Raw genomic sequence first — 17,804 nt, forward strand, 5'->3', positions numbered from 1 at the left:
GGAAAACCTGCCCCGGCCTCTTGTGGAGTTGAAATCGAAGGCGTTCGGATTTTGATTGAATGTCCGGGGCTCAAGGGCAATCAACGCCTTGGCAGCATACGGGTCAATGTGTTGTCGCCCACGTAGTAATGATGAAACAACCCCGCCGCCGCATGCAGGCCGATCAGCCAATAACCGGCGCTGCCGAGCAGCTCGTGCCATTGCTTCAATTGCTTGGCCAGGTCAGGATCGACCGCCACCGGTGCTGGCAGGAAAAAACCGAAATACGGCATCGGTTTGCCGCCTGCTGCCAGCATCAGCCAGGCTAGCAATGGCGTGGCGATCATCAGGACATACAGCGCCAGATGCATCAGGTGAGAAATAGCGGTTTGCCAGGCGGGCAACGCTGGCGTGATGGGTGGGCGTGGTGTCAGTCGCCCGAGCAGACGGACCCAGACCAGGGCAAAGATGGCAAGACCGAACAGCCCGTGCAACCCGAGAAACAAACTCTTTAAAGGGTTGCCCCGTGGCAACAATCCCTTGGTTTCGATGCAAACGTATACGCCGACGAAGAGCGCCAGCATCAGCCAGTGCAAAGTGATCGACAGCCTTGTGTAGCGTTGTGTTGTTTTATCGCCAGTCATTTTTGGCCTCATGCAGGTAATAAACTGTCAACTCGATTGAACAGCGTGGGTTCGGCTATCGAGCCGACGGCTGTCACACTGCCCGCCAAGCCTTAAGGCAATCTGAAGACGATTTTGGTCAAACTTTTTTCACCTTCAGACTTCGTTAAGAAATGCGTTTGATACTTCTCCCAAATTGATCCGGGGGAGGTGTCTTTCAATGTCCGATTTCAACTGGAATGTTCAGTTGCCGCTGCATTTCGGCCAAGCCGAAACGCCGCAGATGCGTCTGGTCAGAGCACTGCCCGACGACCCGCAACGGTGCACCTTCGAAAGTTTCATCCAGCAACGTTTTCGCCAGGCCCATGGTGCCGACATTCGCCATTTCATGCCGCAATTGTTTGGCATGAGCGATGCGCTCGGCGCGCTGCATGCGGTGGTGGGTGTACGTCTGGCAAGCGACGGACCGCTGTTTCTCGAGGGTTATCTGGATGAAGCGATTGATCCGCTGATCAGTGCTGCCGCGGATCAGGCCATAGTCCGTTCGGGTATCGTCGAGGTGGGCAATCTGGCGGCCAGCAGCACAGGAAGTGCTCGGCTGAGCATTATCGCGATGACTTATCTGCTGGCCATGGGCGGTCTTGAGTGGGTGGCATTTACTGGAAACCTGGGGCTGGTAAACAGTTTTCATCGCTTGGGTTTGAAGCCAGTGACGCTGTGTGCCGCCGACCCTGCGCGGCTGGGCGAGGACCGCCACGCCTGGGGCAGTTACTACGAAAGCAAACCTTGGGTCCACGTTGGCAACATTCGGGCCGGGTTCGTTCATTTAAGCAACACAGGTCTGTTTAGCCGCTTGGGCTTGCCAACGTCCATGGAGGGGGCCTGTCATGTCGCCTGAAGTGGAACGTTTCAAACTGACCCTGCGCAACCATGCCGAGCGAAAATCCAATACCACCGCGCTATGGGACGATCAGCAAAAGCTGGACTATGCCACGCTGTATGCAGAGGTTGTTCATCGCCAGCAGCGCTTGCGCGATGAGCACGTCAAAGTGCTTGCATTGGCACTGGGCAATGGCATCGACGCCATGCTCTGGGACTTGGCCGCCTTGTTTGAAGGCTTGACCTGTGTGGCCTTGCCGCCGTTTTTCAGCCCGGCGCAACGGCAACATTGCCTGGAACAAAGCCAGGCCGAACGGGTGATCGCCGAGCCTTCATTGCAAGAGGAGCTGCAAGCAGCGGGCTACCAGAAGAGTGGCGAGTTCTGGTGTCGCGCTTTCAACAGCCCGAGCCGTTTGCCTGAGGGCACTGCCAAACTGACGTTCACATCGGGCACGACAGGTACCCCCAAAGGTGTGTGCTTGAGCGCCGAGAGTATTCTGCGGGTCACCCGCGAATTGGACCAAGCCAGCAAGCCTACCGATCCGCAACACCACCTGGCCCTGCTGCCGTTGGCCATTTTGCTGGAAAACATTGGTTGTTATGCCGCGTTGTACGCGGGTGCCACCTTGAGTCTGCCAAGCCAGGAGTCACTGGGTATTCAAGGCGCCAGCGGTGTGAATGTACCGCTGCTGCTGGGATGCCTGGCCAGTCGATGCCCTCACAGTCTGATTCTGGTGCCACAGCTGCTGCTAATGCTGGTCAGCGCTGCCGAGCAGAAAGCCTTTGATCCCCGGCATTTGCGTTTTGCCGCCGTGGGAGGGGCCCGGGTTTGCGAAGATTTGCTGCGGCATGCCGAGCGTGTGGGCATTGCGGTCTACGAAGGTTACGGGTTGTCGGAGTGTGCGTCGGTGGTGTGTCTCAATCGTCCGCAAGCACGGCGTCTCGGCAGTGTCGGGCGGCCATTGTCCCATGTGCAGATTAGCCTGGCCGACGACGGCGAAGTGTTGATCAAGGGGGCGACCCTGCTGGGCTATCTGGGGGACGCACCGAATACCGCCCAGTGGTGGCCCAGCGGTGATCTCGGTGAGTTCGACGCCGACGGGTTTCTATACATCAAGGGCCGCAAGAAGCATCAATTCGTCACCAGTTTCGGGCGCAATGTTAACCCCGAATGGGTCGAGGCCGAATTGACCCAGCGCCGCCATATCGCCCAGGCGTTCGTCTACGGCGAAGCCATGCCACGCAACCATGCGCTGCTCTGGCCCCATCATCCCGACTGCACTGACGAACAACTGGCCGCCGCCGTGGCCCAGGCCAACGAGGCTTTGCCCGATTACGCCCGGGTCCACCACTGGACTCGCCTTAACCAACCGTTCACCGCCACCAATGGCTTGCTGACAGCCAATGGTCGACCCCGCCGGGACGCCATCGTCGAGCGTTACCGGGCGCAACTGAGCGAATCTGCATTTTCCGAGGAATCCGCGCCATGAGTTTTTTTGAAACCCTGCAAGAAGCCACTCACCAAGAACGCTTGACGTTGTTCAACCTGCCGATCATTCGCAATGCGTTGCAGGGCAACGTCAGCCTCGAAAGCTACCGGGCCTTTCTGACGCAGGCCTATTACCACGTACGCCATACCGTGCCGTTGATGATGGCCTGCGGTGCACGCCTGCCATTGCGCCTGGAATGGCTGCGTGAAGCGGTATGCGAATACATCGAAGATGAGTACGGTCATGAAAAATGGATACTCGATGACATCGAGGCTTGTGGCGGTGACAGGGATGCCGTGCGCGACGGCCGCCCGTCCTTGCCTATCGAACTGATGGTCGGTTTCCTTTACGACCTGATTGCCCGAGACAACCCGGTAGGACTGTTCGGCATGGTCAATGTGCTTGAAGGCACCAGCATTGCGCTGGCCACCCACGCCGCCAGCAGCATTCGCGAACGCCTGGACCTGCCGGAAAGCGCCTTCAGCTACCTCAGTTCCCACGGCTCTCTGGATATCGAGCACATGCAGACCTACCGGCGACTGATGGACACCCTGGATGATCCGGATGACCAGGCCGCCGTCATTCATGCTTCGAAAGTGGTCTATAAGCTATACGCCGACATGTTCCGTGGCTTGCCGGGCGACGGGGAGAACCGCCATGCGCCTGTCTGAAGCTCGAGTCGTGTTGACCGGTGCCAGCGGTGGCATCGGCCTGGCCATCGCCACCGCCCTGTGTGCCAGTGGTGCCCATGTGCTGGCGGTGGCTCGACATAGGGAGCCGTTGGATGCGTTGCTTAAACGCTACCCGAATAATCTGTGCTGGGTAGGCGCCGATCTGACCGTCGCCGCCGAGCGCCGGGAGGTACAGGCAGAAGCCGAAAGCATGGGCGGCATCAACTTGTTGATCAATGCCGCCGGCGTCAATCATTTCGCCATGCTCGAACAACTCGATGACAACGAGATCAACGCGATGTTGGCGGTGAACATCAGCGCGCCGATCTGTCTGACCAAAATCCTGCTGCCGATGCTCAAGCAAGCTGACAGCGCCATGGTGGTAAACGTCGGTTCGACGTATGGCTCCATTGGCTACGCCGGATACGCCAATTATTGCGCCAGCAAGTTTGCCCTGCGCGGGTTTTCCGAAGCCCTGCGCCGGGAGCTGGCCGACACGCGGGTCAGCGTCCTCTACGTTGCCCCGCGAGCCACCCGCACCAGCATGAACAGTCCGGCAGCCCAGGCGCTGAACGATGCGCTCAAGGCCAATGTCGACGATCCGCGTACCGTGGCGACCGCGGTGATTCATGCCATTGCCGGTGACCGTCGCGACTTGTACCTGGGATGGCCGGAACGTTTTTTCGTGCACCTCAACAGTTTGCTACCGCACCTGGTGGACCGTGGCTTGCGCAAGCAATTGCCGCTGATCCGCCGCTTGAGCCAGAAAACAGACCAGGAGAATCTCAAACCATGAAATACATCATCGCATGCCTGCTGCTTGGCGCCTTCAGCCAGGGCGCCTGGGCGCTGGACGCTGCCGATCAGCAGCGCCTGAACGATATCCAGCAAAGCTGGGCACATATTCAGTACGAAGTGCCGGAAGGGCAGCGAACCGCCGCGTTCGAAAAGCTCGCTGCACAAGCCTCACGCTTCACTCAGGAGCGCCAATCGGTTGCTGAAGCGTGGATTTGGTCCGGCATCGTCACCAGCAGTTGGGCCGGTGCCCAGGGAGGGCTGGGGGCGCTGGGCAAGGTCAAGGAAGCCAAGGCCGATCTGGAAAAGGCACTGGCGATTGACCCCAAAGCGCTGCAGGGCTCAGCCTACACCAGCCTCGGCGCGCTGTATGATCGTGTACCGGGATGGCCCATCGGTTTTGGCGACTCGGACAAAGCCGGGGAGTTACTCGAACTGGCCCTGCGCATGAACCCAAATGGTATCGATAGCCTGTACTTCTGGGGTGATCACCTCTACCGTCAAAAGCGTTACGTTGAAGCCAAGGCTGCGCTACAAAAAGCACTGCTGGCGGCGCCTAGACCCGGACGCGAAACCGCCGATGCCGGGCGTCGCAAGGAAATCGAAGCACTGTTGGTGGACATAAACAAGAAACTTGGCTGACAGGAGTCCATGTGCGTTTATTACTGATAGAGGATGACGTGGCCCTCGGCGAGGGGATATCTCAATCCCTGGGTCGCGAGGGTTACACCGTCGACTGGTTGCAGGACGGCAGCAGCGCATTGCATTCGCTGCTCAGCGAAACCTTCGATCTGGTGGTGCTCGACCTCGGCCTGCCGCGCATGGACGGTCTGCAGGTATTGCGGCGTTTGCGTGACAGTGGCTCCAACCTGCCGGTGCTGATCCTTACCGCGCGCGATGCCACCGAAGACCGTATCGCCGGGCTGGATGCCGGGGCCGATGATTACCTGATCAAGCCTTTTGACCTGGCGGAATTGAAAGCCCGCCTGCGTGCGCTTTTGCGCAGAAGCGCCGGGCGCGCGCAATCGACGATCGAGCACGCGGGCATCAGCCTTAATCCCGGCACTCAGCAGGTCAGCTATAAGGGCGAGCCCGTGGCCCTGACGCCCAAGGAATACCAACTGCTGCACGAACTGCTTTCGCCGCCCGGGCGGGTGATGACTCGCGACCATTTGATGCAACTGCTGTACGGCTGGAGCGAGGAAGCCGAAAGCAACACGCTGGAAGTTCACATCCATCATTTGCGCAAGAAATTCTCCACCGACCTGATCCGCACCATCCGTGGTGTCGGTTATCTGGTGGAGGAGCGCGGATGACTTCGATCAGGCGGCGCACCTTGACGCTGATCATCGGCCTGATGCTGGCCGGCCTGGCCGTGATCAGCCTGCTCAACCTGCACGACAGCAACCACGAAATCGCCGAAGTCTATGACGCACAACTGGCCCAGAACGCCCGGCTGCTGCAAGGCGTGATGCGCATGCCCATGACCGGCAAAGAACATGCTGATTTGTACCAGGCTTTCAATCAGGCCCTGAGCGAAGCGGTGCCAAGGGTCGACGGCCATCCCTACGAGACGAAGATTGCCTTTCAAGTCTGGAACGCCAGTAACGAAGTACTGGTACACACCGCTAGCGCGCCGTCTTTCAACCCACCGCCAAGGACGCCAGGCTTCAGCGATGTCGTCGACTTGAGCAATCGCCGCTGGCGTGCCTTTCTGCTCGAAGACAAGCAAAACGGTTTGCGCATCTGGGTAGGGGAGAGAGACGACGTCCGCTCGGACCTGGTCGACCGAATTGTGCGCCATACGTTGTGGCCCAATATTCTGGGAAGCCTGATGCTGGCTGCCATGATCTGGTTGGCCATTGGCTGGGGCTTGCAGCCGCTGGTCAACATGGCCGCGACATTACGGGCCAGGCACCCTGGCTCGCTCGAGCCCTTGCAATTTACGCCGTTGCCCACGGAGCTTGAACCCATGCAGGCAGCGCTCAACCGAATGCTCGCGCAGATTCAGGAAGTGCTGGGGCGTGAGCGACGATTCGTCGCTGACGCCGCCCACGAAATGCGCACGCCACTGGCCGTGCTCAGGGTCCATGCGCAGAACCTTCTGGAGGCAGGGAGCGAAGCTGATCGTCGCACCTCACTTGAACACCTCATCGCTGGCGTGGACCGTACCAGTCGGCTGGTCAATCAATTGCTCACGATGGCCCGCATCGAACCCCAGGCAGGCACGCAAACACCCGCGCCGATCGATCTGGTTGCCACCGTTCGTGAGAGCCTGGTTCAGTTGACCCCCTGGTTGTTGAGCAAGGAGCTCGAACTGGTTTTCGATGTCACCGCCGACATCCAGCCTGTGAGAGTAGACCCCGCTGTCATTGATATTGCCTTGAACAACCTGGTCACCAATGCGGCGAATTTCTCCCCGCTGCATGGCGTGATCACGGTGAGGTTGAGCAAAAAGGACAATCACTACGAACTCAGCGTCGAAGACGAGGGGCCGGGAATCAACGAAGAAGATCGCGAGCGACTTTTCGAGCGTTTTTACAGTCGCGGAAACGACCAGGGTGCAGGTTTGGGACTGGCTATCGTTCAGACGATTGCGGAACGCTTGGGAGGGCAAATCAGATTAGAGAATCGTATCCCAGCAGGACTGCGCGCAACATTGGAGATTTGTCGTTTCTGACCCGGCCTTTCATGTTCCGATGGCCGATTTCTCTCCGGTGCGGTGCGAACCCTTGGGCTTGAGCGAACAATGCGGACGTCGTCTTCCGACACCCAAGCTTCCAGCGTGTCGGGAGAGACGGCGGTGCTGGAGCCAAAGCTGATCGACCCGCAGCACCTGCAACCAGGCTGGGATTACTTCATTTTCGCCAGCATGGCCACGGCGACTGCCTTGGCCGACTGTGGGTTCTGGCCGGAAATGACTTCGCGATCCTCGACCACGTTCTCGCTCCATGGCTTGGCTTCGGAGAAGTTCGCACCGGCTGCCGTCAGGCCATCCTGCGGGAACAGTTTCATATGACCGCCACCGAGGAAACCTTTGGCCTGCTCTTCTTCCGCGTCGGTGAAGGCGGTGACTTTGTAGCCCTTGTAAATCCAGTTGGCTGGCGCTGCCGGCTGCTTGCCCGATTCCAGCGCAGAGACAAAACCGCGCGCGTCCGGGATCGCCGACAACATGGCTATGGTGCCATGGCAGGTGAAGCCGGTGACTTTGCCTTTTTCATGGAAGTTGGTCAGCAGTTGGCCCAGTTGCTTGTCCTTGAGCAGATCCTGCATCGGGACATGGCCGCCAGGCACGAATACGGCATCGAACTTGTCGTAGCCGATTTTCTGAACCTGCGCGAAGCTGATTGCCGGCGAGTCGCTCTTCGAGGTCAGCTTCAGCGTGGCCAGCAGTGCGAGACTTTCCTGACGGGCCTTTTCATCGCCGCCCCAGAAGTTCACATCATTGGATTTCTCGTCTGCCGTTGGCGCCTTGCCGCTAGGGGTGGCAAATACAACGGTTTGACCCGCGGCAATGAAAGTCTGCACCGGTTGCATTAATTCGTTCAGGAAGAAACCGGTTTGCATGACCTTACCGTCTTTCAGGTCCAGTTGAGCCTGATCCGACAGGACAACCAATACCGTGCCGGCATTGGCATAGTTAGTGGCAGCGGCGAGCAGGGCGGCAATAATGGTTTTTTTCACGGGATGCTCCAGCAGGGATGGTTTGATGGAGTCATCTTATTGCTAGATCTGGCGATGGTAGAGACCAATAATTGAATTTCACTTATTACATTGAGTAATCAATTGTAGGAAACGTTGGCGCCGACAATCAGTGCTGGGTTGTGTTGGCCGTCGCAGTAATGGCAGCTTCAACCTATTCGCAAATGAAATGAACAGCAGGAGGGGGCGAAAAACATTGATATGCACGCGTAGACAATACATTTTTCAATTGTTTCGATCTCGAGCAGGCTCGCTCCTGCGGGCGCGTTGTTTGGCGTTTTAAACGTCGTTGTGGGTTTGTGTTTAAGCGTCCTCAGGCTTTCTTCCAGAAAGCCACAAAACCTTGCGCCGTTGCCTACGGTTACGCCAGAATCCGCCGGCTTGTGCGTCTTGGGGCTGCTCGGTAACTTGATTCGCGTCACTGCACATCAGTGATCGGGTTTCGCAGCCCGGTAATCTCTAGGCGCACATCGTCTACCGTCCCTGAGCAGATCGTCAGGTCTGCCTCTCATGTCATGGCGGCTGTGCGTGGGAGACCCTCGGGTCTGCCAGGTTCCTAGAGTCCTGGTCTGCGAACCCGCGTACAGTTGCCACCTAATTTTCGTTTCGCAGCGAATGGTGTCAGCTCCATTTCTCTAGGAGTTTCATCATGATCAAACCGACGCCCAATCCCCCGGAAAACGATCCAGTTTCCCCCTACGAATCCGACTCGAAAAAGCTCAACGACGCCGCCGAGCGGGACGAATTTATTATTCTAAAAATAGATCTGTCCCCTTTTTCATTTTTTTCATTCTGACCACCGATTGCCTCGGAATTCACCAGCACCATACTCGGCAGAGAACGGGTAAAAGTGGACGGTCGCCTACTCTGGCAACTGAGCAAATCACAGCCTTGATCAGCTCAGTCGCTCATACCGGAGGTAACCATGGGAATCGGTTCCCATGCATGAGAAGCCTGCTCTCTGGTACATGAGTGCGGCTGGATTATCGGGTCGCACGCTTAAACGCAGATAAGCAAATCCATTTTGCTTAGCGGTGGCCGCGTAAGCGTTGAGCAGCGATAGGCCAACGCCGTTCCGCCTGTAGACCTGGCTGACGTTGATGGTGCAGAGCTCCGCGTAATCTTGTTCGGGTGTCCACAACGAGTAACCGGCAAACTGCTCGTCAATGATCGCGACCGTCAATCGATCGAAGTTTTCAACCCATCGAGTGAGGTGACACTCCAACTGGAGCCGCCAGGTATCTTCGTGAGTGGGCTCCCAAGACCGAATGTAGTCCTGCTCTCCCCGGTATATCGAAGGAAGATCGGTAACGTGGGCTTGCCTCAAAATGAGGGTCATCTGAACGCCTCCTGCGTGTTGAGCATGGGGATTTACCGCGTGATATGACGCGGAAATCCGGCTTTGTGATGTTCGGGGTTATCGACCGCTTTCAAGTGGTAGTGACGGCAAAAATCACGTTCAACTTACGACCACCGCACAGAAAGGGAGCAGGCTTAACGTGCGTCCCTTTCTGTGCTGTTTGCAGCGCGGCGCATCCCGGCGCCTAGATAACTCAGAAGCTGTACTTGGCGGTCAGCATCAAATTGCGCGGGGCACCGTAGCTGTCGCCACCATAGCTAACAGAGTTGGAGATGGAGGAGTAGTACTTGCGGTCGAAAATATTGTTGGCATTGAGTTGCAGGTCTAGGTTCTGGTTGACCTGGTAACCGGTCATCAGATCGGTAACGGCGTAGGCACCCTGCTTGAGCCGGTAGCTGCTGCCATCGAGCAACTCGATGTCGTTGTACATACGGCTCTGCCAGGAGACGTTGCCGCCGACGCGCAGTTTCTCCAGCTGGCCTTGGAAGCGGTAGGTGGTGGCCAGCTTGAACAGGTGCTCAGGGGTATCGGTGTCAAAGCGCTGGTTCACGGTCTGCGGGTTGGCGTCATCCTTGATGGTGTGCACGCGGGCGTAGGTATAGCCACCGCCGATCTGCCAATTTTCGGTAAGAGCGCCTTGCAATTCAAAGTCGATGCCCTGGCTGCGAATCTCGCCTGAGGCCTCATAGCAGGAAGACTGTGGGCAGTTTTCCACGAACACCTGCACTGCGCGGTTTTCCTGGTCGACGCGGAACAAGGCCAGGCTTGCATTCAACGCACCGTCGAAGTATTCGCCTTTGATGCCGACCTCGTAGTTCTTGCCGACGATCGGCTTGACGGGGGTCGCGGAGGTGTCTTTAGAACTCTGTGGAGTGAATATATCGCTGTAGCTGACGTAGACCGAATGATGGTCGTCCAGGTCGTAAATCAAGCCTGCATAACGGGTGACGTTGCGGGTGACCTTGTAGTCTCCATCGCCGTCACGGTTGTCGTAATCATACCAATCCAGACGTCCGCCAAGGATCAGCTTCAGCGGGTCGGCCAGGCTTAGGCGAGTGGTCATGTACACGCCGTCTTGGGTGGTGACTTCGCGGCTATTGTCAGTGTGGACAAAGTTTGGCTTGCCGGCGTTGATCGGCCAGTTGGTGTCGTACGGGTCGTAGTTGTGGGTGGTCATGTCGTAGATGCGCTTGCTGGCACCCACCACCAGCTCGTGTGTCCGCCCGAACGCTTCGAATGGGCCACTGACAAAGGCGTCCACGCCGGCCTGGTTTTCATCGTGGGCCGACTGGTAGACGGTTCGGGCCAGCGTGTTGTTGACCCAGCGCGACTGGTAAGAACCGGTGAACAGCGCGTTCTGTTCAGAGTAGTTGGCGTTGACCTGAAGATTCCAGTCATTGGCCAGGCGCTGACGCACTTCGGCGAAAATGGTGTTGATCTCCTGATCCTTGTTCTCCCAGTCGGTACCCGGGTTGTACGAGCGCGGCAGGTTCAGGTGGTGGCCGTCGAGGCCGATCATCGAGGCGCCCCAGAAGTAGTTGGTCTTGTCTTTCTGGTGGGAGAAACCCAGGGTCAGGGTGGTGTCATCACTCAGGTCTGCTTCAGTGACCGCGTAGAACAGGCCGTGATCTTCCTCGACATCATCAATGAAGCTGTTGGCGTCGCGGTACGAAGTGACTACCCGCCCGCGCAAGGTGCCACTGTCGTTAAGCGGGCTGGAAGCGTCGATCTCGCCACGGTAGTCGTCCCAGCTGCCGGCGGCACCGGTCAAGGTGACCTTCTGCTCGGCGAGGGGCCGCTTGCGTATCAGGTTGATGGCCGCCGAAGGGTTTCCTGCACCGGTGACCAGCCCGGTCGCACCGCGCACAATTTCGACCCGGTCGAACATCGCCAGGTTCGGCTGGGCGCCGACCGTCCAACCTTGGTAGCCACTCGGGATACCGTCATACATGAGGTTATCGATGTCGAAACCACGCGCCGAGTAGGTCTGCCGGCCGGGGCCGCTGGAAAAGTCCAAAAACAGGCCTGGTGTGGCCTTCACCACATCGTTGATGCTGGTCATGGCCTGATCGTCCATGCGTTGCCGGGTGATGACGGTCACCGCCTGAGGGGTCTCACGCATGGTCAGCGGCAGCTTGGTCGCGGTTTGCATGGGGCCAGTGGTGTAGGAGCCGGTACCTTCCGTAGTGCTGCCCAGTTGAGTGGCACCGATTTCGGTGGCGCCGAGCTCTAGAGTGCTGGACGGGGCGGCATTTTCGGACGTTGTCTGAAGCGCTTCTTCCGCTGAGACGGTGGTGATACTGGCCATGCAGATAGCCAGTGCCAACAGGTTAGGAGAAAGGTTCGAACGGCGGTGAATGGTGTGAAACGACATCAATCTGCTTCCCCAAGTGATACAAAACGAATCTGATGCGAGTGCGTGTAAGAACTATTCGCATTAGCATGTCAGATCGAGTGTCTTGAAGAAAGCTTTACGAGTCAGTTAGTTAACAAAATTTTCACATTTGCTGATTTCTATGCGGGCATGAAAAATTCGGGAAGGCCTCCCAAAATGTGTGCAGAAAAGGGGACGAATTTATTATTCTCAAAATAGATCTGTCCCCTTTTTCCTCCCTTTTTCCTACAGCATCAGGTAGCGGATGCCCTCGGCTGGTTCGCCCCCGGGCCATTAGCGGCCCGGAATTTGGCGCGTCACGCTGCCGCACTGGGCAACCCCTTGCGAGACGGTGACCTGGTGGCCAGTGGTAGCTGGACCGGCATCTACTGGGGGTCGGCCGGGGTGCAAGTGGAAGTCGAGTTCGCCGGGGTAGGGCGGGTTGCCTTGTCGACTTGATGCGATTCAACGGCTCTCAACTCTTTACAATCGCTATGCGTCGAATTGCTTCGGGCCAATAGCTTCCTACAGACGTTTAGCAACTCGTCTTGCCTGCGCAATGCCACGGAACCTCATCTTCTAAAAACCAGGTTTCATACGCGAATAGGTCGAAACACCCATCACCAGCATGATGATCAAGACCACGAAGACTTCGCGCTGCAATACTCGCAAGAGTAACTGCCCGACCTTGTGTCTAATCGCTCGTAGCGCTGCAGTCCACATCGAGACCTTCCCGCCGCGCAGTGCCATATTCGTGAAATAAAGCGTGCCCAGGAACACTACCAGCGGACTGACCCAGCGTATCCACGGCACATGACTGGCCCACGCATATGCCAGGGCTGCGGGCACGGCAGTGGGGAGTACATGGCGCAGCAACAGCAGCCCGGCACCTCGCCTGTACCAACGGCGCGGGAGTAACCGGCGGCTGAGCAGCACATCCAGCGACCCCGCGGACACCGCCACCAGGGACCAGATCTGGTAAGCCTTCATCCCCAACCAAATCACGAGCGGTATGAACAGCGGGATGACAAGCAGACCGGCCAGCCCATCCCTTTTTGCAGTTTCGGCAAACACCGAAGGCATAACAATAACCGCCAACGCGAGCCACAGGAAAAGGTACACCCCTCGAAAGCTCTCGGGCGGCAACCAATCCCGCCAGTTGTCCAGTGTTTTTAGCCCGAGACGTTGAGGCAACTCTGGGTACTGGTATTCGATGGATTGCGCAATCTGAGTAAAACGTTGCCAGTCGAGGCTGGTGAGGTAGTCGGCCAATCCACGACGTCGGCTATCGCTCATGGGTTTGAATAGTAAGGCGGCGGCCTGCCCATGAATATTATCGGCGTCGAACCTGGCAAGGTCACGGCGCACGGATTCTTCCATGACCTGCATTTCGCATCGCCGGATCAGGCGATCCCAGCGCCAGTATTCACACGGCAAATTACCCTGGGCTTCGTCCCACCCCATGGCCTGGCAGACGTCGTCGAAAAAGGATGGCGACCATTGCGAGGCAGATTCGAGCCAATCCAATATGCTCTCCTCAAACTGCTGGCGGCGCTCGAAGGGAAGTAGCCAGTCGCTGGCAAGCCAGTGGCGCAAGGCGTCCATTACCTGGCGGTCTTTACCCTCGGCCAACCATTGCTGCATTTGCTCCAGGGACGGTTCTGGAGGACTGACGGTGATCAGGGTGTCGACGGACTCCAAGGGGCTGACCAGTGTGGAGTATTCTGCGGTAGGCGCGATGATGGCTAACGGGGCATCAACGACCTCCTCTTCAATCTGCGCGCGCCAGCGAGCCTCAGCCAGTGAGGTTTCATAGGCTTCACGCAGGCGCTGAAATTCATCGGGATTTTCGTCCGGGCGGTGATTTTTCAACAGCCGCGCATAAGCGCGCTTGATGCTGCGTTCGTCCGCGTCCGGGGTAAGATTGAGCAATTGCCAATGGCTCATGGTGGCTTAACCCTCTCGTTCGAAATGAGCAAGGCGCTGAGTGATATCGCTGCGCGCTGCGCGTATCCGGTGCTCGTCCTGGGTGTCGAGCATTTGCTGGAAATAGTTCGCCAGCCCGGCAATATGCTCCCGGCCATCACCGAGGCTTTCCTGATACAAACGGTCCAGTCGTGCCAGCAACAGGGTATTGATCTGCTGATCGCGTGGGTGCACCTTCAGCGATTCTAGGGCGACCAGCCGCCGGGCGATTTCTTCTGCAGGCAGGACGCCAGGGTTGTTCTCGATCACTAGCCGGCGAGTGTCGCCGTTGATCGGCAAATGCACCTGAGCTTCGAGCAAGCCGTTGTTGTCGTAGGTGAAGCGCACATCCAGGGTGACTTCACCGGCCTTGCGCGGCGGCACCGGAATTTCCAACTCCCCCAGGAAAATGTTGTTGTTCACCAGCCGGCTTTCGCCCTGATAGATACCCAGTTTGACCACGCTCTGGTTGTCACTGAGGGTGGACACGGTACGGGACCGGCTTACCGGCACCACCGTGTTGCGCTCGATGATCGGCAAGTAATGACCGCTTTGGAAACCGCCACCTTGCTGTACCGACGTCTCGATGCCCAAGGTGTAGGGGCAGACATCGGTGAGCACCACTTCTTCAAGGGAGGCATGGCGAGCCTGAAGCGCCGCCTGAATGGCCGCACCTTGCACGACCACTTCGTCCGGGTTGAGCTGCATCGCCGGGATTCGCCCGAACAAGGATGCGACCAGCTTGCGCACCAGCGGCATGCGTGTCGTGCCGCCCACCAACAATATTTCGTTCAGGTCCGCGACCTTGATGCGGGCATCACGCATTGCGCGTTCGATCGGCGCACGCAGGCGGTCCAGCAGGGGACGAACGATGTCAGCAAGCTCGCCTTGAGTCAGTTCAATGCTCCACTCACGCGTTTGCTCGCGAAGGGTAAAGCGTGCCGCCTGCGCCGGCCCCAAGGCATGGCGAACCCGTTGAGCTTCACGCCGCAACCGCTGTGCGATGGCAGGGAGGCTGGTGTCTGGCAGGTCAGCGGTGCCGATTTTTGCGATGAAATGCTCCACGAGCAGGTCATCGAAGTCTTCACCGCCAAGGAAGTTGTCTCCCGCGCTCGCGCGGACTTCCATCACGCCTTCGAATAGTTCCAGAATGGACACATCAAAGGTGCCACCGCCGAGGTCGAACACCAGAAAGGTCGCTTCGTTTCGCTGTTGAAGACCATAGGCCAAGGCTGCGGCGGTGGGCTCGTTGACCAGTTTTTCAATTTTCAACCCGGCCAGTTCGCCAGCAATGCGCGTCGCCTTGCGCTGAGCATCGCTGAAATACGCAGGCACGCTGATCACCGCTTCATTAACAGGCTCGCCCAAGGCACGTTCGGCGTCAGCCTTGAGACTGCGCAGCAGCATCGCCGAGAGCTCTTCCGCGCGGTAAGCGCGTGCGCCCAGTAGCGTTTCGCGGGAGCTACCCATGTAGCGCTTGAACAGAGACGTGGTGAGGTGCGGGTGGGTGTGCAACCGCTCGCGGGCAATATCCCCGACGACCAGTTGGCCGTGGTCGTCGAGGCCAACGACGCTAGGCGTGAGAAGGTTACCCAGGGCATTGGGGAGTATCCGGGCATGTTCGCCGTCCCAGGCAGCCACGAGGCTGTTGGTTGTGCCCAGATCGATACCTATGATCACAATCACTTTTCCTTAAATGACGCGGCCGATCAGCAGAGCACTTTGGTCGCAAGGTCAGTCGTCACAGTCGTACCAGCGGTACGAAAATCCATGGCTGGAGTTATCGGCAGTGCTGGCGGCAGCTTTAACCCGACTCGAGGAAAAATGGGGACCGTCAGCAATCGGAAATGGCGCCGAAGCGAACCCGCAGAAAAGGGGACTAATTTATTATTCTAAAAATAGATCTGTCCCCTTTTTTTGTTTTTTACAAAAAATAGATCTGTCCCCTTTTTTACAAAAAATAGATCTGTCCCCTTTTTCACGCTTTTTCACGAACAGTCCCAACTGCTGACACAGCACAACGAACTGGCGGCAGACGCCTCGGGTGGCCTTGCTGTTGTCTTTTCGGAAGTTGGCGATGGTCTTGAAATCCGGCATCAAACGCCCGGTCAGCCACATCAGCTCGACGTTGCGTTGGGCTTCCCGCTCCAGGCGTCGACTCGACTGAACCCGGTTCAGATAGCCGTAGATGTAAATCTTCAACAAGATCGCGGGGTGATAAGCTGGCCGGCCCGTCACTGCCGGTATGACACCGTCAAAACCAAGTTTGGCCAGGTCGAGTTCGTTGACGAAGACGTCGACTACGCGCACCGGGTTGGTATCGCTGACGTAGTCGTCAAGACTCTCGGGAAGTAAGGTGCTTTGACCGCGATGTTCGCCTTGGATGAAGCGCTTCATTGACGATTCCTGGAGTTAAACACCTCGGAAAATCATAGCAAAGGTGTATACCGGCATAGGCTCCCTGACAGAGGCGGACTTCAGTTACCCCTCTTACTGGCGAACAATTTTTGAGGTGCTGACGATGACCCGCTTACAGGTTGTAAAGTTTGACTTAAGTGAGGTGACGAATTCTGACGAACTCCATTCCATCTTGAAAGATGCACTCGAATTCCCTGGCTGGTACGGCTGTAATTGGGATGCTTTCTGGGATGCAATTACGGGACTTGTGGAAATGCCCATACACTTGAAAATCTCAGGGTGGAATACTTTATCCAGACGTTTACCGGAGGATGCGAAGCTGATGCAAAAAATCCTTGAAGACATGAAGATCGAGTATCCAGAACTCGCACCAGATGTGGAGTTCGACTAAACGATTTTTAGGTCGACATTTGGCCGGAGCCGCGTAAACCGCCAGCCTTCCTCAGGAAAATTTTCAGTAGATCCCGCACCGAGATTCTTGGCTCACTGCCGTTGGCTGCCGGCACCATCTGTTTTTACACACTCTGGGCCGATCGCTGCCTGTCTACAACACCCACTATCGGCCCCATACCTAACGAATGCCAACAAAAAGTAGAAGAGTGCACCTCACCGTCAACCGTTGGGCGCCTGTATCGGGGTGGGTCAAACGCGTTGACTAAGCTTTGATTTACCGAAAATTTTTTCGGCAAATACAAGGAAGGTGCGGCATGACTTTCTTAAAGTTCGGAATGATCGCCTCGTTGATTTTTCTCGCCGGATGCGCAAGCAGTAGCGCTTATCAACCGCCATCTGTGCCGGCAAACGCCGTCACGTTAAATGACGAGCAAATCCACGGCACGTTAATGAACAAGAAGCTGTATGGCACCACTCGGGAGGGCAGTCGTCCGTATTCGATTTTGTTTTCGCCCGATGGAACGGACATTTTTCAAATGGCACCTGACCCTCCCGAGAAGGAACGCTGGACACTTAACGAGGGTGTTGTTTGCGTCATACCCAAAGGCTACCCAACGGAATGCAGCCAGGTGAAAGTAGCTAATAATGAGTTCTGGTTTGTTGATCCAAAAAGCGGGCGGGTCAATGCGCATTTGAAACTCAATCCGTGACGCGAGGCAGGTCCACGGGGGCTCCGGCTGGAGCGGCACCGTCCGCTCTGGCTCTTTTCGCGAGCAGGCTCGCTCCTACAGGTGAGTGTTTGGCGTTTTTAAACGTCGATGTGGGGTTTGTGTTTAAGCGTCCTCAGGCTTTTTTCCTGAAAGCTACAAAACCTTGCGCCGTTGCCTACGATTACGCCAGAATCCGCCGGCTTGTGCGTCTTGGGGCTGGGTTCTATTGTTTGCCGGTCGCTGAAAAAACAGCGATCGGGTTTGGTAGCCCGGCCACCACAAGGCGCACAGCGTCACCTTTTGCAGGTGCTTTTCGACACCTGTTTTATGGTGGCCATGCGCAGGGCGCCTTCGGGCGCGCCGGGTTTGCCTTGTGTGCCGGTCTACCAACCTTCGTATGGTCACCACCCTTCGTTTGGTAGCAAGGGTGATGACTCCTTTAAAT

At 57.3% G+C, this 17,804-nt stretch carries 17 protein-coding genes and 1 pseudogene; 11 read left to right on the forward strand and 7 right to left on the reverse strand.

The annotated features are described in order from the left end of the window. Positions 1-80 precede the first annotated feature (80 nt). Positions 81-623 (reverse strand): cytochrome b, encoded by a 543-nt coding sequence (locus D8U73_RS12660; protein WP_130904640.1) that lies wholly within the window; start codon positions 621-623, stop codon positions 81-83. Positions 624-822: 199 nt separating this feature from the next. Between D8U73_RS12660 and D8U73_RS12665 the strand changes: the two genes are divergently transcribed. Genes D8U73_RS12665 through D8U73_RS12695 form a run of 7 tightly spaced genes read left to right on the forward strand, consistent with a single transcriptional unit; the run spans position 823 to position 7,117 of the window. After that, on the forward strand, positions 823-1,500 hold the full coding sequence (locus D8U73_RS12665; protein ID WP_130904641.1) for a thermostable hemolysin: 678 nt from the start codon (positions 823-825) through the stop codon (positions 1,498-1,500). After that, a complete protein-coding gene (locus D8U73_RS12670) occupies positions 1,490-2,971 on the forward strand; it encodes an AMP-binding protein (RefSeq protein WP_130904642.1) in 1,482 nt (493 codons plus the stop codon). The genes D8U73_RS12665 and D8U73_RS12670 overlap by 11 nt, the downstream gene beginning before the upstream one ends. Further along, positions 2,968-3,642 carry an iron-containing redox enzyme family protein gene (locus tag D8U73_RS12675; RefSeq protein ID WP_130904643.1) on the forward strand — a complete coding sequence of 225 codons (675 nt, stop codon included), beginning with the start codon at positions 2,968-2,970 and terminating at the stop codon, positions 3,640-3,642. The genes D8U73_RS12670 and D8U73_RS12675 overlap by 4 nt, the downstream gene beginning before the upstream one ends. After that, the gene (locus D8U73_RS12680; protein WP_130904644.1) at positions 3,629-4,438 is read left to right on the forward strand and encodes an SDR family oxidoreductase; all 810 of its coding nucleotides are present in this window, start codon (positions 3,629-3,631) and stop codon (positions 4,436-4,438) included. Before D8U73_RS12675 ends, D8U73_RS12680 begins: the two co-directional genes overlap by 14 nt. Then, positions 4,435-5,079, forward strand: coding sequence for a tetratricopeptide repeat protein (locus D8U73_RS12685; protein WP_130904645.1), 645 nt, complete (start codon positions 4,435-4,437; stop codon positions 5,077-5,079). The genes D8U73_RS12680 and D8U73_RS12685 overlap by 4 nt, the downstream gene beginning before the upstream one ends. 11 nt (positions 5,080-5,090) lie before the next feature. Continuing rightward, positions 5,091-5,753, forward strand: a complete 663-nt coding sequence (locus tag D8U73_RS12690; RefSeq protein WP_056853326.1) for a response regulator — start codon at positions 5,091-5,093, stop codon at positions 5,751-5,753. After that, positions 5,750-7,117: an ATP-binding protein gene (locus D8U73_RS12695; RefSeq protein ID WP_130904646.1), complete on the forward strand. Its 1,368-nt coding sequence runs from the start codon at positions 5,750-5,752 to the stop codon at positions 7,115-7,117. The genes D8U73_RS12690 and D8U73_RS12695 overlap by 4 nt, the downstream gene beginning before the upstream one ends. 173 nt (positions 7,118-7,290) lie before the next feature. Here D8U73_RS12695 and D8U73_RS12700 read toward each other — a convergent pair whose 3' ends face one another. Further along, positions 7,291-8,121 (reverse strand): type 1 glutamine amidotransferase domain-containing protein, encoded by an 831-nt coding sequence (locus D8U73_RS12700; RefSeq protein ID WP_130904647.1) that lies wholly within the window; start codon positions 8,119-8,121, stop codon positions 7,291-7,293. Positions 8,122-8,788: 667 nt separating this feature from the next. Between D8U73_RS12700 and D8U73_RS29170 the strand changes: the two genes are divergently transcribed. Further along, complete coding sequence (locus D8U73_RS29170; RefSeq protein WP_177434465.1) at positions 8,789-8,935, forward strand: hypothetical protein; 147 nt, start codon at positions 8,789-8,791, stop codon at positions 8,933-8,935. A gap of 99 nt (positions 8,936-9,034) precedes the next feature. Here D8U73_RS29170 and D8U73_RS12705 read toward each other — a convergent pair whose 3' ends face one another. Both D8U73_RS12705 and D8U73_RS12710 read right to left on the reverse strand, forming a co-directional pair. Beyond that, complete coding sequence (locus tag D8U73_RS12705) at positions 9,035-9,478, reverse strand: GNAT family N-acetyltransferase (protein WP_130904648.1); 444 nt, start codon at positions 9,476-9,478, stop codon at positions 9,035-9,037. Between the two features lie 214 nt (positions 9,479-9,692). Next, the gene (locus D8U73_RS12710; protein WP_056853330.1) at positions 9,693-11,873 is read right to left on the reverse strand and encodes a TonB-dependent siderophore receptor; all 2,181 of its coding nucleotides are present in this window, start codon (positions 11,871-11,873) and stop codon (positions 9,693-9,695) included. 309 nt (positions 11,874-12,182) lie between these two features. On the opposite strand from D8U73_RS12710, the gene D8U73_RS12715 reads away from it, so the two are divergent. Continuing rightward, complete coding sequence (locus D8U73_RS12715) at positions 12,183-12,332, forward strand: hypothetical protein (protein WP_241668513.1); 150 nt, start codon at positions 12,183-12,185, stop codon at positions 12,330-12,332. A gap of 120 nt (positions 12,333-12,452) precedes the next feature. On the opposite strand, the gene D8U73_RS12720 is transcribed toward D8U73_RS12715, so the two are convergent. The 3 genes and pseudogenes from D8U73_RS12720 to D8U73_RS12730 all read right to left on the reverse strand — a co-directional run. Next, positions 12,453-13,820: a J domain-containing protein gene (locus tag D8U73_RS12720; RefSeq protein WP_130904649.1), complete on the reverse strand. Its 1,368-nt coding sequence runs from the start codon at positions 13,818-13,820 to the stop codon at positions 12,453-12,455. A gap of 6 nt (positions 13,821-13,826) precedes the next feature. Further along, positions 13,827-15,518 carry a molecular chaperone HscC gene (locus D8U73_RS12725; RefSeq protein ID WP_130904650.1) on the reverse strand — a complete coding sequence of 564 codons (1,692 nt, stop codon included), beginning with the start codon at positions 15,516-15,518 and terminating at the stop codon, positions 13,827-13,829. 312 nt (positions 15,519-15,830) lie between these two features. Then, positions 15,831-16,235 (reverse strand): annotated as a pseudogene (locus tag D8U73_RS12730) (transposase); the annotation flags it as partial. A gap of 124 nt (positions 16,236-16,359) precedes the next feature. On the opposite strand from D8U73_RS12730, the gene D8U73_RS12735 reads away from it, so the two are divergent. Both D8U73_RS12735 and D8U73_RS12740 read left to right on the forward strand, forming a co-directional pair. Then, positions 16,360-16,647, forward strand: a complete 288-nt coding sequence (locus D8U73_RS12735) for a barstar family protein (protein WP_130904651.1) — start codon at positions 16,360-16,362, stop codon at positions 16,645-16,647. A gap of 316 nt (positions 16,648-16,963) precedes the next feature. Further along, positions 16,964-17,359, forward strand: coding sequence for a hypothetical protein (locus D8U73_RS12740; RefSeq protein ID WP_130904652.1), 396 nt, complete (start codon positions 16,964-16,966; stop codon positions 17,357-17,359). Positions 17,360-17,804 lie beyond the last annotated feature (445 nt).

The sequence above is a fragment of the Pseudomonas sp. Sample_22 genome (genome assembly GCF_004307635.1).
Taxonomy (GTDB): domain Bacteria; phylum Pseudomonadota; class Gammaproteobacteria; order Pseudomonadales; family Pseudomonadaceae; genus Aquipseudomonas.

Bases quoted from the DNA above. Each gene is read 5' to 3' on its own strand.
- D8U73_RS12675 (WP_130904643.1), top strand. From the start codon at position 2,968: ATGAGTTTTTTTGAAACCCTGCAAGAAGCCACTCACCAAGAACGCTTG.
- D8U73_RS12660 (WP_130904640.1), bottom strand. From the start codon at position 623: ATGACTGGCGATAAAACAACACAACGCTACACAAGGCTGTCGATCACT.
- D8U73_RS12705 (WP_130904648.1), bottom strand. From the start codon at position 9,478: ATGACCCTCATTTTGAGGCAAGCCCACGTTACCGATCTTCCTTCGATA.
- D8U73_RS12720 (WP_130904649.1), bottom strand. From the start codon at position 13,820: ATGAGCCATTGGCAATTGCTCAATCTTACCCCGGACGCGGACGAACGC.
- D8U73_RS12670 (WP_130904642.1), top strand. From the start codon at position 1,490: ATGTCGCCTGAAGTGGAACGTTTCAAACTGACCCTGCGCAACCATGCC.
- D8U73_RS29170 (WP_177434465.1), top strand. From the start codon at position 8,789: ATGATCAAACCGACGCCCAATCCCCCGGAAAACGATCCAGTTTCCCCC.
- D8U73_RS12685 (WP_130904645.1), top strand. From the start codon at position 4,435: ATGAAATACATCATCGCATGCCTGCTGCTTGGCGCCTTCAGCCAGGGC.
- D8U73_RS12740 (WP_130904652.1), top strand. From the start codon at position 16,964: ATGACTTTCTTAAAGTTCGGAATGATCGCCTCGTTGATTTTTCTCGCC.
- D8U73_RS12735 (WP_130904651.1), top strand. From the start codon at position 16,360: ATGACCCGCTTACAGGTTGTAAAGTTTGACTTAAGTGAGGTGACGAAT.
- D8U73_RS12695 (WP_130904646.1), top strand. From the start codon at position 5,750: ATGACTTCGATCAGGCGGCGCACCTTGACGCTGATCATCGGCCTGATG.
- D8U73_RS12710 (WP_056853330.1), bottom strand. From the start codon at position 11,873: ATGTCGTTTCACACCATTCACCGCCGTTCGAACCTTTCTCCTAACCTG.
- D8U73_RS12665 (WP_130904641.1), top strand. From the start codon at position 823: ATGTCCGATTTCAACTGGAATGTTCAGTTGCCGCTGCATTTCGGCCAA.
- D8U73_RS12680 (WP_130904644.1), top strand. From the start codon at position 3,629: ATGCGCCTGTCTGAAGCTCGAGTCGTGTTGACCGGTGCCAGCGGTGGC.